The following is a 15471-nucleotide window of genomic DNA, read 5'->3' as shown; positions in this document are numbered from 1 at the left end:
CCGGGATCACGCCTCCGGCAGCGCGAGCCCGCCCTCGACGGGCACGGCGAGGCCGTCGGCGACGAGCCCGTCGACGGCGCGGGCGAGCCGCTCCGGATCGGCGACTGCGTGCGCGAGCTCGTCGACGGGGACCGGGCGGTGTGCCGCGCGCAGCTCGCGCATGACGAGTCCTCGGGCCTCGCGGTCGCTGCCCTCGAAGCGCGCCTGACGGGCTCGGCGCGGGCCGTCGTAGGCCGGGTAGCCTGCGGACCGCCAGGCGCAGCGGGCGGCGATCGGGCAGTCGTCGCAGCGCGGTGCGCGCGCGGTGCAGACGGTCGCACCGAGCTCCATCGCCGCGGCGTTGAACACGCGCGCCGCGCCGGGGTCGTCGGGCAGGAGGGCCGACATCGCGTCGAGGTCGCGCCGGGTCGCCGGCGGGCCGGCCTCGCCGACGCCGTCGACCGCTCGCGCGATGACGCGCCGCGTGTTCGTGTCGACGACCGGGTGCCGCTCCCCGAACGCGAACGCCGCGATCGCCCGCGCGGTGTAGGGCCCGATGCCCTGCAGGGCGAGGAGCGCGTCGAGGTCGCGCGGCACCTCGCCGCCGTGACGCTCCACGATCTCGGTCGCGGCGCGGTGCAGCCACAGCGCCCGGCGCGGGTAGCCGAGCCGATCCCACATGCGCACGGCCTCCGACGGCGGCGCGGCGGCGAGGTCGGCGGGCGTCGGCCATCGTCGCATCCACTCCTCCCAGCGCGGCTGCGCGCGCGCGACCTGGGTCTGCTGCAGCATGAACTCGCTCACGAGCACGGCCCAGGGGGAGACATCCGCCGCCCGCCAGGGGAGCGGCCGCGCCGCGCCGGCGAACCACTCGTTCACGGCGTCGGCGATCGCCCGCGCGGAGGCGGCGTCCACGTTCGGCACGGGGGTCGGCATCCGTCCAGCGTATGGCCGACGACTCGGGGCGGGGCGCCGGTCGACGCGACCGAGTCGGGCGACGTACGCTCGGAGCATGCGCCTGGTCACCACACCCCGGGTGGCGTTCCTCCGCGGGGTCGCCGACGAGTTCCTCGCCCGCACGGGCCGAGGTCGGGTGATCGTCGCGATCGACGGGCCGCTCCGGAGCGGCAAGACCGCGCTCGGCGACGACCTCGCCGACGTGCTCCGCGAGCGCGACCTGGCGGTGTTCCGCGCGAGCGTCGAGGACTTCCACCGGTCGCGCGAGGCCCAGGCCGAGTACGGACCCGACACGCCCGAACGATACTGGCGCTACGGCATCGACGAGTCGCTGCTGCAGCGCACGCTCGTGGAGCCGTACCGGATGGCCGGGTCGACCGCCTTCGTCACGCGCGGCTTCGACCTCGCGCGCGACGCGTGGATCGAGCCGAAGTGGCGGACCGGCCCCGCCGACGCGATCCTCGTGCTCGACGGCCGGTTCCTCCTGCGCACGCGGCTGCGGGACGAATGGGACGTGGCGATCGCCGTCGACGGCGAGCCCACGGACGCCGCGGACCGGCTCGCCTACGCGTCGAGCGACCCGCGGGAGGTCGCGTCCATCGTCGTCGACCTCGCGGACCCCGCGCATCCGACCCGCGGCGCGGCGGGCGGCGCCGGCGACGACGACGGGCCGGCCGACGAGGCGTGGGCCGAGGCGGCGGGCACACGGCCCGAGGCCGACTGAGAGTCGTCGGTCAGGTCAGTCCGTCCGCGACGGGGGCGGGCCGGATGCCACGGTGTCGTCGTCCGCGCGCGCCGACGCGCCGTCGGACCCCGGCGACGAGCCCGGAGCGGCCGTCGACGCGCGGTTCCGCCGCACGACCAGCCCGCCGACCAGCCCGAGTGCGGCGACCACGACGGCGACGACGATCGGCGGCACGACGAGCTCGGGCGTCGTCGAGGCCGCCCGGAAGACCCCGACGGCCTGGTCGAGCATCTCGTCGGGGTGGCGTGCGAGCACGCGGCTCCCGGCGGCGTTCGAGACCGCGGTGATGAGTGCCGGGCCGATCCAGAGCACGACGAGCGCGCCGATCGCGGCGATGACGCGGCCGATCGAGCCGACGCCGCCCCACGCGATCGCGGCGCCGACGAGCACGGCGGGCAGCCAGCGCAGCACGAAGAGCACGGCGTCGGTGGCGGGCCCGGTCGTCACCGGGTCGGGCAGGAGCAGGCCGCCGAGCCACGACGGCGCGAGCACGGCGGCGATGGCGAACCCGATGACGGCGCCCGCGCGCGGGGCGGCGCCGACGAGCAGCATCACCAGCACGCCGATGAGGTTCGCGAGCACCGCGATGGCGACGAGCGCCGCGAGGTACAGGTCGGACTCGAACCGCTCCTGGAGTCCCTCGCGGACGACCGTGGTGGTCTGCACGATCGCCGTCACCTGCACCGCGAGCAGTCCGGCGAGCATCCAGGCGATGCCGAAGCGGCGCTGCCGCGACCGCGTCGCACGCGCGACGATGCCCGCGATCGCGGCGCCGACGACGAGCAGCGCGGCGATCCGCGTGAGGAAGTACTGGCTGAAGGGCAGCAGCACCAGCGGGTACTCGTCGGGCGTGGCATCCGTCGCCCACAGGTTCTGCAGCGGCAGCCGCATGCCCTCGACGAGCCAAGGGAGCAGGCCGATCGCGGCCGCGGCGGCGCCGATGAGCAGGCACAGCCACCAGCCGAGCGGACGCGAGCGCGTCGTCTCGGGCTCGGTGGACGCAGCGGTCGCGGGTTCGGATTCGATGGCGGTGTCGTCGGGTTCCACGTCGGCTCGCTTCGGTCGGGTCGTTCCGGTCGGGTGCACGGGCACCTTAGCCGCGCGAGGGCCGCGACCCGGTCACTCCGCGCCGAGGTCGGCGAGGACCGCCAACACGCGCTCAGGCGGCAGCGGGGCTCCGGAGGCCTCGACCTCGTGCACGAGCGCTGTGAGCACCCGGTTCACGGGCGCGTCGATCCCGGCCGCCTGCGCCTCGCGGACGACGGCGCCGTTCAGGAAGTCCACCTCGGTCGGCTGCCCGCGCCGCAGGCTCTGCTGGGTCGACCCGAGGTTCGGCACCGAGCCCATGCGCACGCGCATCGACCACGGCAGCACCTGCGCGAGGCGGAGAGGCAGCCGCGCGAACGCGCGGAGGCGAGCGTCGCCGAGACCTTGGAGCGATCCGAAGCGGATGCCGCGGGCGACGCCCACGCGCACGCACTCGCGCATCGAGGCCGCGACGACGCGTCGGAGCGCCCGGTCGTCGACGACGTCCTGGACGCTCCGGCCCACGATCGCGGGGACCGCGTTCAGCATGTTGACGACGAGCTTCGTCCACTGCGCACCGCGGAAGTTCGACACCGCGACGATCGGCACGGCCTCGGAGAGGATGGCGGCGATGCTCCGCACCTCGTCGTCGGGCGCGCCGTCGCCCCGCCCGAGGTAGCTCGCCGCGGTCGTCGTCACGCGCACCGACCCAGGCTCGGTGTAGTTGGCCGCGATGATCGAGAGCATCCCCATGCACGAGGAGCGGGGGAGCAGCCGCTCCGCGGTCGCGACGCCGTCGAGGCCGTTCTGCACGACCACGACGGGCACGCCGTCGATCGCGGCGCCGTTCGCGGTGATCGCGCCCGCGGCATCCTGCGCCTTCGTGCACACGAGCACGAGCTCGGGCCGCACGGTCAGGCGCTCGGCCGCGGCCGGATGCACGTGCGCCTCGCCGTACCCGCCCGAGAGCCGGATGCCGCCCTCGCGGATCGCCTCGAGGCCCGCGCCGCGGGCCGTCACCTCCACGTCGTGCCCCGCACGTGCGAGCAGTGCGGCGAACGTGCCGCCGAGCGCGCCCGCGCCGATGATCCCGATCCTCACCGGACCAGCGTAGGGCGACCGGTCGGGACCGTCGGCACCCGCTGTTAGCCTGTACGGCGTGAACAGCGGCATCCTCCTCGTCGACAAGCCGCAGGGGATGACCAGCCACGACGTCGTCGCCCGCGTGCGGCGCCTCGCCGGCACCCGCAAGGTCGGCCACGCCGGCACGCTCGATCCGATGGCGACGGGCCTGCTCCTGCTCGGCATCGAGAGCTCGACGAGGCTCCTCCACCACCTCGTCGGCCTCGACAAGGAGTACCTCGCGACCGTGCGCCTCGGCTGGGCCACGACCACCGACGACGCCGAGGGAGAGGCCCTGCCCGCGGCATCCGCCGAGGCCGTCGCGGCCATCGCGCGCACCGCGGTCGAGGTCGGGATGGCCGAGCTCACGGGCACCATCGACCAGGTGCCGAGCGCCGTCAGCGCCGTCAAGGTCGACGGCAAGCGCGCGTACCAGCGCGTGCGCGACGGCGAGGCGGTCGAGCTCGCGGCGCGCACCGTGACCGTGTCGGCGTTCGACCTCCTCGAGGTGCGCGAGGGCGACGGATGGCTCGACCTCGACGTGCGCGTCGCGTGCTCGTCGGGCACCTACGTGCGTGCGCTCGCGCGCGACCTCGGCGCCGCGCTCGGCGTCGGCGGGCACCTCACCGCGCTCCGGCGCACGCGCATCGGCCGCTTCGACGTCGCCGAGGCGGGCGCGCTCGAGGGCCTCGACGTCGCCGCTGCACGCCTGACGCCCGCCCAGGCGGCCCGGCGGACCCTGCACGTGGTCGAGGTCGACGCCGACGCGGTGCGCGACCTCCGCCACGGCAAGCGCGTCGACGCCCCCGCCGCGGTGCGCGAGCTCGCCGGCGGCACCCCGATCGCCGCCATCGGCCCCGGCGACGTGCTCGTCGCGATCGTCGAACGTCGCGGCCCGCAGCTCAAGGTGATCACGGGGTTCCCCGCGGAGGAGGTCGCATGATCGAGTGGTTCGCGTACGCGCAGGTGGGGATCGCCGTCGTGGCGGGGCTCCTCTGCATCGTGCTCGGCCTCGCCGGGCGCGTGCCGAACGACCTCGTGCTCGGCTCGCTCGCGCTCGTCGAGGTGCTGCTCATCGGCCAGGTCGTCGTCGCGCTCGTCGCACCCGCGGTCGGCAATCCGCCCACGGGCAGCCTCCTCGAGTTCTGGGTCTACCTCGTCAGTGCGGTGCTGCTGCCGCCCGCTGCAGCGCTCTGGGCGCTCATCGACCGCGGCCGCTGGGCGACCGTCGTCTGCGGCGTCGGAGCGCTCGCCGTCGCGGTCATGGTCTACCGCATGCTCCAGATCTGGACCGTGCAGCAGGCGTGAGGCTCGGTCTGGGAGAATCGAACGACATGAACGAGACATCCACCGCACCTGTCGGAGCGCGCCGTCGCGGGCGCCTCAGCGGCATCGGCCGGGTGCTCGTCGCCGTCTACGGCGTGCTCGCGCTCGCGGCGACGGGGCGCTCGCTCGTGCAGATCGTCGAGAAGTTCGACGAGGCACCCGTGGCGTACGCGCTCTCGGCGCTCGCCGCCGTCGTCTACATCCTCGCGACGGTCGCGCTCGTGATGCCCGGCCGCACGTGGTACCGCATCGCGTGGGCGACGATCCTCTTCGAGTTCACCGGCGTGGTCGTGGTGGGCCTGCTCAGCATCGTGCGCCCCGACCTCTTCCCGCACGACACCGTGTGGTCGTGGTTCGGCCGCGGGTACCTGTTCATCCCGCTCGTGCTGCCGCCGCTCGGCATGTGGTGGCTCGCGCGCCACCCGGTGCAGGATGCCGCGGCCGACGTCCGCGGCGAGGGCGCGCGCACCGCGGTCGACGCCGAGGGGCGCGCGTGAGGACCTTCGCGGGGATCGAGGCGGTCCCCGCCCACTACGGTCCGTCCGCCGTGACGATCGGCAAGTTCGACGGCGTGCATCAGGGGCATCGCGCCGTCATCGCGAAGTTGCGCGAGATCGCCGGGTCGCGGCACCTCGAGGCCGTCGCGATCACGTTCGACCGCCATCCGGCCGCCTTCCACGCACCCGACCGGTGCCCGCCGCAGCTCGTGAGCACCCGCCAGAAGCTCGAGCTGCTCGCCACGACCGGCCTCGACGCGACCGTGCTGCTCCACTACGACGGCGCGCTCGCGTCGAACACGGCCGACGCGTTCGTGCGCCGGTTCCTGGTCGACGCGCTCGACGCGAAGGTGCTGCTCGTCGGGCACGACTTCCGGTACGGCGCCGGCAACGAGGGCGACGTGACGATGCTCCGCCGGCAGGGCGAGGAGTTCGGCTTCGAGGTCGTCGTCGTCGAGGACGTGGTTCCCGAGGGCGGGCGCCGCGTCTCGTCCACCTGGATCCGGGAGCTCCTCGAGGCCGGCGAGGTCGAGCACGCCGCCGAGCTGCTCGGCCACGTGCCGACGGTCAGCGGCATCGTCGTGCACGGCTTCAAGCGCGGTCGCGAGCTGGGGTACCCGACGGCGAACCTCGCGCTCGACTCCGAGGGGTTCGTCCCGGGCGACGGCGTCTACGCGGGCTGGCTCATCGACGGCGGCGTGCGCTATCCGGCGGCGATCTCGGTCGGCGACAACCCGACCTTCGAGGGCGTGCCGAAGAAGCAGGTCGAGGCGTACGTGCTCGACCGCGACCTCGACCTCTACGACCACGTGGTCGGCGTCGAGTTCGCCCACCGCATCCGCGGCATGGAGAAGTTCGACGGCATCGACGCGCTCATCGTGCAGATGGGCCGCGACGTCGATCGGGCGCGCACGCTCGTCGGCTGATCGCGGCACGCCGGGCGACGGGTCGCGCGCGGTCAGTCGCGCCCGGGCTGCGCCGATCGGGGCTCGTCGCCGGCCGGCGGGTGCGGTGCGACCGTGCCGATCCCGGTGAGGAAGCGCAGGAGCCCGTTCGCCGTGTCGACGAGGGGGCTGCCGTGCCCGAACTCCCACCCGGCATCCGTCGCCCGCAGGGTGTGGCCGGCGATCACGGCCCGGATCTCGGTCGGGGCCGCCGCGGCGCGGCGGAGCGCGACCGCGCCCGACGCCCGAGGGGAGACGGGCACGACCGTGCCCGCCGCAGCGCCGATGAGGAGCGCCGCGACCACGGCGTCGTCGAGTTCGACGACGCCCGTCGGCCGATCACGCGCGAGGAGGTCGGCGGCGCGGGCGTCGAGCGCGTCGGCCGCGGCCGCGGGACCGTCGAGGGGGCGCAGCTCGTCGAGCCGGCGTGCCTCGCCGCCGCGCACGAGCCGTTCGGCCGCGTCGAGCGCCCGCCTGGTGCGGGTCCGGTCGAAGCCCCGGACGAGGTCGGCCGCGACGTCGGCGACACGCCACCCGGCGCGCTCGGTCGAGGTCGTCCAGAGATCGTCGTGGCCGGCGGCGCGCAGCAGCGCGGCGAGCGATCGCAGCACCTCGGAGGTCTCGGCGCGTCGGTCGGCGGTCACGCCGGACTCGTCCACGTCGGGGCGCCGGCTGAGCGGCAGATAGCGCGAGAGGTCGGCCACGCGACCAGCCTAGACGCGGCACGTCGCGTCGCGACCGCGGGTCCCGGACCGGCCCACCGACGATCCGGTGGGCGCGGTCGCGGGACCCGCGGGGTTCGCCTGCGTCGAGCGCGTCAACCGGCGACGGGAACGGCCGCGGCGGCCGGCGCGGTGCTCGCTTCCTCCTCGGCGGCCGGAACCGCCTCGCTCGGCTGCGTCGCGCGGCCCGCGGGGAGCAGGAGCGCGAGCGCACCGGCGACGGCGAGCACCGCGGCGCCGGTCGCAACCGCGGGGATCGCCGCATCGACGTACGCCGTGGGGGTGAGCGCACCGCCCGCACCGGTGAAGACCGCCGTGAGCACGGCGACGCCGAGGGCGCCGCCGATCTCGCGGAGGGTCGAGTTCGTGCCCGACGCCTTCGCGTGGTCGCGCTCGGGCATGTGCGCGAGCACGGCCGTCGCCATGGGGGCGAACACGAGGCCCATGCCGATGCCCGCGAGGGCGAACGCCGGGACCAGGGTCGGGTAGGCGACGTCCGCGCTGAGGGTCGCGGCGATCCAGAACATCGCCGTCGCCTGTGCGGCGAGGCCGGCGACCATGAGGGCGCGGGTGCCGACGCGCGGTGCGAGCAGACCCGCGACCGGCGCGACGAACATCGGCGCCAGCGTCCACGGCATCGTCATGAGCCCGGCCTCGAGGGCGCTGCGCCCCTGGACGACCTGGAGGAACTGCACGAGCAGGAAGATCGCGCCGAACACGCCGAAGCTGAAGGTGAAGCCCACCGCATTGGCGACGCTGAAGCTGCGGTCGCGGAAGAGCGACAGCGGCAGCACGGGCGAACTCGCGCGCGCCTCCCAGACGAGGAACCCGACGAGCAGCACCGCCCCGGCGACCAGCGGGACGAGCACCTCGCCGCTCGTCCAGCCCGCCTCGTTGCCGCGGACGATGCCGAAGACCACGCCGAGGACGCCGAGGCCGGCCAGGGCGACGCCGAGGAGGTCGATCGGGCGGCGCTCGCCGCGCGCGTCGTCGAGCACCAGGCGAGCGAGCACGAACGCGACGACGCCGATGGGCACGTTGATCCAGAAGATCGACTGCCAGTTCCAGCCCTCGATCACGGCGCCGCCGACGAGCGGGCCGAGCGCGACGCCGAGGCCGGACACGCCGCCCCAGATGCCGATCGCGAGGGGGCGCAGCCGGGTCGGGACGGCTCCGGCCACGAGCGTGAGCGACAGCGGCATGATCGCCGCCGCGCCGAGGCCCTGGACGGCGCGTGCGCCGATGACCATCCACGGCTCGGTGCTGAGTGCGGTCAGGACGCTCGCCGCCGTGAAGACCGCGATCCCGGCGAGGAAGACGGTGCGCCGGCCGATGCGGTCGCCGAGCGCGGCCGCGGGGAGGATGAACGTCGCGAACGCGAGCGTGAAGGCGTTGAGGAACCACTGGAGCTCCTCGATCCCGGCGCCGAGGTCGACGGCCATGACGGGGAGCGCGTTGGTGATGACGAGGTTGTCGAGCGACGCCATGAACATCGGCAGCGACGTCGCGACGAGGATGAGCCAGACGGGGGTCCGGCGGAGTGATGGCATGTCCGAGCTCGTTTCGATCGAAATGGAGTAATCGAATGATTACAAGAGGGAATGTAGTAATCGACTGATAACATGTCAAGCATGACCCCACGAGCCGAGCGCATCCCCGCCGAGGAACGGCGCGAGCAGATCCTCGCCGCCGCCACGACCGTGTTCGGCGAGCTCGGGTACGCGGGGGCCACCACCGACCGCGTCGCGCGTGCGGCGGGCATCAGCCAGCCGTACGTCGTCCGGCTCTTCGGCACCAAGGAGCAGCTCTTCCTCGAGACGCTGGACCGCACGCTCGCCCGCCTGCTCGCGTCGTTCCGTGCGGCGCTCGCCGAGGATGCGCCGGGCGATGCGACGGATCGCGAAGCGCGCCTCGGGGCCGCGTACCTCGAGCTCGTCGAGGACCGGGGCACGCTGCTCACGCTGCTGCACGGGTTCATGATGGGCTCTGATCCGGTCATCGGCCCCGCCGCGCGCGACGGGTTCCTCCAGGTGTTCCGCATGCTCCGCGACGAGGCGGGCTTCACGCCCGAGCAGATCCACCGGTTCCTCGCCGACGGGATGCTCATCAACACCCTGCTCGCCTCGGGCATCGGCCTCGCGGCCAAGCGCGACCGCGATGCGGCCGACCTCATGGACTGCACGTTCGGCGCGCACGTCGCCGAGGTCCTCGAGCGCGCTTCGGCGTGACCGGACGCCCGGGGTCCGAGCGGTCCGCTCGGGCATCCGCGGTCGCGCCTAGACTCGGCGGGTGAGTCCCGCGACGACCAGGCCGCTCTGGCACGGGCGCACCCTCGCGCTCCTCGGGATCCTGCTCGTCGCGTTCAACCTGCGCACGGCGGTCGCCTCGCTCTCGCCGATCCTCGACCTGGTCGAGCGCGACATCCCGATCTCGACGGCACTGGTCGGCATCCTCGGCATGCTGCCCCCGCTCTGCTACGCCGTGTTCGGCATCGCGACGCCCGTCTTCACGCGGCGGGCCGGCCTCGAGCCGGTGCTCGTCATCGCCCTCGTCGCGCTCGTCGCAGGCAGCGCCGCACGCGGGCTCGCGGGGTCGGCGTGGTGGCTCTTCGCCGCGAGCGCGCTGACCTTCGCGGCCGTCGGCGTCGGGAACGTCCTGCTGCCGCCGCTCGTCAAGCGGTACTTCCCGGATCGCATCGGGCTCGTGACCGCGCTCTACGTGACCGCACTGTCGGTGAGCACGTTCGTGCCGCCGCTCGTCGCAGTCCCGGTCGCCGAGTCCGCGGGGTGGCGCGCCTCGTTCGAGATCTGGGCCGTGGTCGCCCTCGCCGCGCTCGTCCCGTGGGTCGCGCTGCTCGTCCATCCACGCCGAACCGCACCGGAGGAACTGCCCGAGGAGGCCGAGCCGGGCCTCCTCCGCGGCGCGTTCCGGTCGCCGCTCGCGTGGGCGCTCGCCACGGTCTTCTCGATCGCCGGCTTCAACGCCTACGCCGTCTTCGCCTGGCTGCCCTCGATGCTCGCCGACACCGCGGGGACGACTCCGGCCGCAGCCGGGGTCCTGCTCGCGCTCTACGCCGCGATGGGCCTGCCGGTCTCGCTCGTCGTGCCCGCACTGGCCACCCGTCCGGCGCGGGTTCGGGCGATGGTCGCGATCGCGGCCGGCACGATCGCGGCGGGGTGGGCGGGGCTGCTCGTCGCCCCAGGGAGTCTCACCTGGCTCTGGGTCGCGCTCGCGGGCATCGGGCCGCTGCTGTTCCCGCTCTCGCTCGTGCTCGTCAACCTCCGCACGCGCACGCACGCCGGTTCGGTCGCCCTCAGCGGCTTCGTGCAGTCGGTCGGCTACGTCGTCGTCGCACTGGGTCCCGTCGCCGTCGGCCTCCTCCACGAGGCGACCGGGGACTGGACCGCGCCGATGCTCCTGCTGCTCGGAACGTCCGTCCCTGCGCTCGTCGCCGGCGTGGTCGTCGCGCGCGCCGGATTCCTCGAGGACGAACGGCGGGGCTGAGGCCGTCGGTCGACCCGGTCGGCCTCGTCGCCCGATGCCGCATCCGGCGCGCCATCCGCTCGCCGCCTGCTCATATGAGCAGACTTGCACGCGAGTGTTGCCGATGCGCGAATGCCTGCCTACGCTGGATGAGGCGGAAGGAGACGAATGGACGAGACCGACGAACTCCTCTCGATCCGCGCGGCGGAGCTCTACTACGAAGAGAACAAGACGCAGGACGAGATCGGCCAGGCGCTGCGACTCACGCGCTGGAAGGTGGGGCGCCTGCTCGCGCAGGCCAAGCAGCGCGGCTTCATCCGCATCGAGATCCTGCACCCGCGCGCCAGGCGCCTGCCGATCGAGCGGCGACTGCGCGAGGAGCGCGGGCTGGAGGACGCGATCGTCGTCTCCTCGGCCGGCGTCGCCTCGCCCGACGAGCTGCAGGCGCGCACCGCGCAGGCCGCGGCCGACTACCTCACGGCGCTCCGACCCGTGCCGCGCACGCTCGGCGTCAGCTGGGGCCGCACGCTGTTCGAGATCTCCCAGCACCTCCGCAACGGCTGGGCGACCGGCGTCAACGTCGTGCAGATCAACGGCGGCGTGAGCCTCAACCGTCGCGCCGGCACGGCGGCCGCCACCGCGGTCGCGATCGCGCAGAAAGGCGGCGGCAGCGCCACGCTGCTGCCGAGCCCCGCCATCCTCGAGCACCTCGCGACGAAGGAGGCGATCGAGTCCGATCGCGTCGTCGCGGGCGTGATCGACCTCGCCAGGTCCGCCGACGCGTACCTCTTCAGCGCGGGCCCCGCCGACCACACCTCGGTCCACATCGAGAGCGGCTATCTCACCGAGGCCGACGTCGACCTCCTCGTCCAGAAGGGCGCCGTGGGCGACGTCGTCGGCCGCTACATCGACTCCGAGGGCAACATCGTCGACCCCGCGCTCGACGCGCGCACCGTCGGCCTGACCCTCGACCAGCTCCGCGACGGACACCTCCGCATCGCCGTGATCGCGGGGCGCAGCAAGCACGCCGTCGCCGACGCGGTCGTCCGCTCCGGCCTCTGCTCGGTCCTCGTCACCGACGAGGCCACCGCACTCCACCTCCTCGACGGCTGATCCGGCCGAACCACGAAAGACAGGTCACCCACCATGTCCGGCACCTCCCTCGTCACCGCGCGCGAGCGCGCGCTCGCCGTGCTCGGCGGTGAGCCCGACGACGCCACGCTCCGCAGGTACCTCCACGGCATCGCGGGCGTCGACGCCGTCGGCCTCGAGCAGCGCGCAGCGGGCCTCGGCACGCGTTCCATCAAGACGTCCTCCAAGAAGTGGGCGCTCGACCGCATCATCTCGCTCGTCGACCTCACGACCCTCGAGGGCGCCGACACGCCCGGCAAGGTGCGCTCGCTCGTCGCCAAGGCGATGAACCCCGACCCGGCGGATGCCACGACGCCGCGCGTCGCGGCCGTCTGCGTGTACGGCGACATGGTGCCGTACGCCGTCGACGCGCTCGGGTCCGTGCACGGCGACCCCGACGACGGGCTCATCTCGGTCGCCGCGGTCGCGACCGCGTTCCCGTCCGGTCGCTCCTCGCTCGAGATCAAGCTCGCGGACACGGCCGAGGCCGTCGCGAACGGCGCCGACGAGATCGACATGGTCATCGACCGCGGCGCCTTCCTCGCCGGCCGCTACGGCCTGGTCTTCGACCAGATCGCCGCGGTGAAGGAGGCGTGCCGCCGCCCCGACGGCACGAGCGCGAGCCTCAAGGTGATCCTCGAGACCGGCGAACTGGTGACCTACGACAACGTCCGCCGCGCCTCGTGGCTCTCGATCCTCGCGGGCGGCGACTTCATCAAGACCTCGACCGGCAAGGTGCAGCCCGCCGCAACGCTGCCCGTCACGCTCCTCATGCTCGAGGTCGTGCGCGACTGGCACCTGATGACCGGCCAGCGCATCGGCGTGAAGCCCGCGGGCGGCATCCGCGCCTCGAAGGACGCGATCAAGTACCTCGTCACGGTCGCCGAGACCGTCGGCGAGGAGTGGCTCCAGCCCCACCTGTTCCGGTTCGGCGCCTCCAGCCTGCTGAACGACGTGCTGCTGCAGCGCCAGAAGATGGCGTCCGGCCACTACTCCGGCGCCGACTACGTGACGATCGACTGATCTCGATACGGCCTCCGGCCTACTCGATCACCGAACCACTCGCACCCGCATCGAACACCGAACCGGAAGGTTCCATAGATCATGAGCTTCCTCGAATACGCACCCGCCCCCGAGTCGCGGGCGATCCTCTCGCTCCGCGACAGCTACGGCCTCTTCATCGACGGCGAGTTCGTCGACGGCCGCGGCACCCCGTTCCAGTCGATCTCGCCCGCGAGCGAGGAGAAGATCGCGACGATCGCGAACGCGAACGCCGCCGATGTCGACGACGCCGTGGCCGCCGCCCGGCGCGCCCACGACCGCGTCTGGTCGCGCATGTCCGGCCGCGACCGCGGCAAGTACCTCTTCCGCATCGCGCGCCTGATCCAGGAACGCGCCCGCGAGCTCGCCGTCGCCGAGTCGCTCGACAACGGCAAGCCGATCAAGGAGTCGCGCGACGTCGACGTGCCGCTCGTCGCGGCCTGGTTCTTCTACTACGCCGGCTGGGCCGACAAGCTCGACTACGCCGGCCTCGGCGCGAGCCCGAAGGCCCTCGGCGTCGCGGCGCAGGTGATCCCGTGGAACTTCCCGCTGCTCATGCTCGCGTGGAAGATCGCCCCGGCGCTCGCTGCGGGCAACACGGTCGTGCTGAAGCCCGCCGAGACGACGCCGCTCACGGCGCTCATCTTCGCCGAGATCGTCCAGCAGGCCGACCTTCCGCCCGGCGTCGTGAACATCATCACCGGAGCGGGCGACACCGGTGCGGCCCTCGTCGGCCACGGCGACGTCGACAAGGTCGCCTTCACGGGCTCGACCGCGGTCGGCCGCGCGATCGCCAAGCAGGTCGCGGGCACGCACAAGAAGGTCACGCTCGAGCTCGGCGGCAAGGCCGCGAACATCGTGTTCGACGACGCGCCCATCGACCAGGCGATCGAGGGCATCGTCAACGGCATCTTCTTCAACCAGGGCCACGTGTGCTGCGCCGGCAGCCGCCTGCTCGTGCAGGAGTCGATCCACGACGAGGTCGTCGAGCGCCTGAAGACCCGCCTGTCGACGCTCCGCCTCGGCGACCCGCTCGACAAGAACACCGACATCGGCGCGATCAACTCGCGCGAGCAGCTCGATCGCATCCGCGAGCTCTCCGATGCGGGCGTCGCCGAGGGCGCCGACCGCTGGAGCGCGCCGTGCGAGATCCCCGAGAACGGGTTCTGGTACGCGCCGACGATCTTCACGAACGTGCAGACCTCGAACCGCATCGCGCGCGAGGAGATCTTCGGGCCGGTGCTCTCGGTGCTCACGTTCCGCACGCCGCAGGAGGCGATCGCGAAGGCGAACAACACGCCCTACGGGCTCTCGGCGGGCATCTGGACGGACAAGGGCAGCCGCATCCTCGCCGTCGCCGACCAGCTGCGCGCCGGCGTGGTGTGGGCGAACACGTTCAACCGATTCGACCCGTCCAGCCCGTTCGGCGGCTACAAGGAGTCCGGCTACGGCCGCGAGGGCGGCCGGCACGGGCTCGGCGCGTACCTCGCGCCCGCCTCGGTCACCCGGGCCGGCCGCCCCGCGCCCCGCGCCGTCGAGGCCGCGTCCGCGGCATCCGCCGCAGCCGCCGACGAGAAGCCGGCCCGCCGCACCCGCCGAACGACCAAGCCCGCGAAGAAGGGAGCCGCGAAGTGAGCCGCCTCGCCGTGCCCAAGACCTACAAGCTGTTCATCGGCGGCGCGTTCCCGCGCAGCGAGTCCGGTCGCACCTACGAGGTGCGCTCGGCCGACGGCGCGTTCCTCGCCAACGCCGCGAAGGCCTCCCGCAAGGACGCCCGCGATGCCGTGGTCGCCGCGCGCGGCGCGGTCGCCGGGTGGGCGGGCGCCACCGCGTACAACCGCGGGCAGGTGCTCTACCGCATCGCCGAGCTCCTCGAGGGCCGTCGCGCGCAGTTCGTCGCCGAGATCGAGGAGGCCGAGGGCCTCACGCGTGCGCAGGCCGGCGCCCAGGTCGACGAGGCGATCGACCGCTGGGTCTGGTACGCGGGATGGGCCGACAAGTTCGCGCAGGTCGCTGGCAACGCCAACCCCGTCGCGGGGCCGTACTTCAACATCTCGGTGCCCGAGCCGACGGGCGTCGTCGCGATCGTCGCGCCGCAGGACTCGTCGCTCGTCGGGTTCGTCTCCGCGATCGCGCCCGCGCTCGTTGCGGGCAACGCGGTCGTCGTGGTCGCGAGCGAGCGGTTCCCGCTCTCGGCGATCAGCCTCGCCGAGGTGCTCGCGACGAGCGACGTGCCGAAGGGCGTCGTGAACGTCCTGACGGGTGCGCCCGCCGAGATCGCGCCGTGGCTCGCGAGCCACGCCGACGTCAGCGCGCTCGACCTCGTCGGCGCCGGCGACCTCGACTGGGTCGACCTCGAGATCGCGGCGGCCGACACGCTGAAGCGCGTGCTGCGGCCCGAGCAGGGCCCGGATGCCGCGGCACCGGCGCTCGACCGGATCGCCGCGTTCACCGAGACGAAGACCGTCTGGCACACGAAGAGCCTGCGGTAGGCGAGC

Annotated in this window: 16 protein-coding genes; 11 read left to right on the top strand and 5 right to left on the bottom strand. The window is 73.6% G+C overall.

Features of this window, described 5'->3' with window-relative positions:
- Positions 1–6 precede the first annotated feature (6 nt).
- Positions 7–915, bottom strand: a complete 909-nt coding sequence (locus GJ743_RS10090; RefSeq protein WP_155051804.1) for an HhH-GPD family protein — start codon at positions 913–915, stop codon at positions 7–9.
- Positions 916–991: 76 nt separating this feature from the next.
- Between GJ743_RS10090 and GJ743_RS10085 the strand changes: the two genes are divergently transcribed.
- The gene (locus GJ743_RS10085; protein WP_155051803.1) at positions 992–1660 is read left to right on the top strand and encodes a nucleoside/nucleotide kinase family protein; all 669 of its coding nucleotides are present in this window, start codon (positions 992–994) and stop codon (positions 1658–1660) included.
- A gap of 15 nt (positions 1661–1675) precedes the next feature.
- Here the strand turns inward: GJ743_RS10085 and GJ743_RS10080 are convergent, their stop codons facing one another.
- Positions 1676–2728 carry a hypothetical protein gene (locus GJ743_RS10080; RefSeq protein WP_155051802.1) on the bottom strand — a complete coding sequence of 351 codons (1053 nt, stop codon included), beginning with the start codon at positions 2726–2728 and terminating at the stop codon, positions 1676–1678.
- A 72-nt stretch (positions 2729–2800) separates the two neighbouring features.
- Entirely contained in the window at positions 2801–3808 is a 1008-nt protein-coding gene (locus GJ743_RS10075) for a ketopantoate reductase family protein (protein WP_328289040.1), read from the bottom strand.
- A gap of 58 nt (positions 3809–3866) precedes the next feature.
- On the opposite strand from GJ743_RS10075, the gene truB reads away from it, so the two are divergent.
- From truB to GJ743_RS10055, 4 genes are read left to right on the top strand one after another with little or no spacing between them, the layout of a single operon-like run.
- Positions 3867–4772 (top strand): tRNA pseudouridine(55) synthase TruB, encoded by a 906-nt coding sequence (truB, locus tag GJ743_RS10070; protein ID WP_376861872.1) that lies wholly within the window; start codon positions 3867–3869, stop codon positions 4770–4772.
- Positions 4769–5137, top strand: coding sequence for a hypothetical protein (locus tag GJ743_RS10065; protein WP_155051799.1), 369 nt, complete (start codon positions 4769–4771; stop codon positions 5135–5137). The genes truB and GJ743_RS10065 overlap by 4 nt, the downstream gene beginning before the upstream one ends.
- 26 nt (positions 5138–5163) lie before the next feature.
- The gene (locus tag GJ743_RS10060) at positions 5164–5652 is read left to right on the top strand and encodes a hypothetical protein (RefSeq protein WP_155051798.1); all 489 of its coding nucleotides are present in this window, start codon (positions 5164–5166) and stop codon (positions 5650–5652) included.
- Entirely contained in the window at positions 5649–6578 is a 930-nt protein-coding gene (locus tag GJ743_RS10055; RefSeq protein WP_328289039.1) for a bifunctional riboflavin kinase/FAD synthetase, read from the top strand. Before GJ743_RS10060 ends, GJ743_RS10055 begins: the two co-directional genes overlap by 4 nt.
- 32 nt (positions 6579–6610) lie before the next feature.
- Here the strand turns inward: GJ743_RS10055 and GJ743_RS10050 are convergent, their stop codons facing one another.
- Both GJ743_RS10050 and GJ743_RS10045 read right to left on the bottom strand, forming a co-directional pair.
- Complete coding sequence (locus tag GJ743_RS10050) at positions 6611–7300, bottom strand: hypothetical protein (RefSeq protein WP_155051797.1); 690 nt, start codon at positions 7298–7300, stop codon at positions 6611–6613.
- A gap of 113 nt (positions 7301–7413) precedes the next feature.
- A complete protein-coding gene (locus tag GJ743_RS10045; protein WP_155051796.1) occupies positions 7414–8868 on the bottom strand; it encodes a DHA2 family efflux MFS transporter permease subunit in 1455 nt (484 codons plus the stop codon).
- Positions 8869–8949: 81 nt separating this feature from the next.
- Between GJ743_RS10045 and GJ743_RS10040 the strand changes: the two genes are divergently transcribed.
- From GJ743_RS10040 to GJ743_RS10015, 6 genes are all read left to right on the top strand, one after another.
- Positions 8950–9546: a TetR/AcrR family transcriptional regulator gene (locus tag GJ743_RS10040; RefSeq protein WP_196216975.1), complete on the top strand. Its 597-nt coding sequence runs from the start codon at positions 8950–8952 to the stop codon at positions 9544–9546.
- Between the two features lie 61 nt (positions 9547–9607).
- Complete coding sequence (locus tag GJ743_RS10035; protein WP_328289038.1) at positions 9608–10822, top strand: MFS transporter; 1215 nt, start codon at positions 9608–9610, stop codon at positions 10820–10822.
- A 147-nt stretch (positions 10823–10969) separates the two neighbouring features.
- Positions 10970–11914: a sugar-binding transcriptional regulator gene (locus GJ743_RS10030; protein WP_155051794.1), complete on the top strand. Its 945-nt coding sequence runs from the start codon at positions 10970–10972 to the stop codon at positions 11912–11914.
- 33 nt (positions 11915–11947) lie between these two features.
- A complete protein-coding gene (gene deoC, locus GJ743_RS10025; RefSeq protein WP_155051793.1) occupies positions 11948–12955 on the top strand; it encodes a deoxyribose-phosphate aldolase in 1008 nt (335 codons plus the stop codon).
- 81 nt (positions 12956–13036) lie between these two features.
- A complete protein-coding gene (locus GJ743_RS10020; protein ID WP_230386702.1) occupies positions 13037–14608 on the top strand; it encodes an aldehyde dehydrogenase family protein in 1572 nt (523 codons plus the stop codon).
- A complete protein-coding gene (locus GJ743_RS10015; RefSeq protein WP_328289037.1) occupies positions 14605–15465 on the top strand; it encodes an aldehyde dehydrogenase family protein in 861 nt (286 codons plus the stop codon). Before GJ743_RS10020 ends, GJ743_RS10015 begins: the two co-directional genes overlap by 4 nt.
- The last annotated feature ends 6 nt before the right edge of the window (positions 15466–15471 follow it).

This window comes from Agromyces bracchium (assembly GCF_009709675.1).
Taxonomy (GTDB): Bacteria; Actinomycetota; Actinomycetes; order Actinomycetales; family Microbacteriaceae; genus Agromyces; species Agromyces bracchium.
The sequence above is the reverse complement of the archived record's forward strand: the minus strand, read 5'-3'. Positions and strand labels throughout refer to the sequence as shown.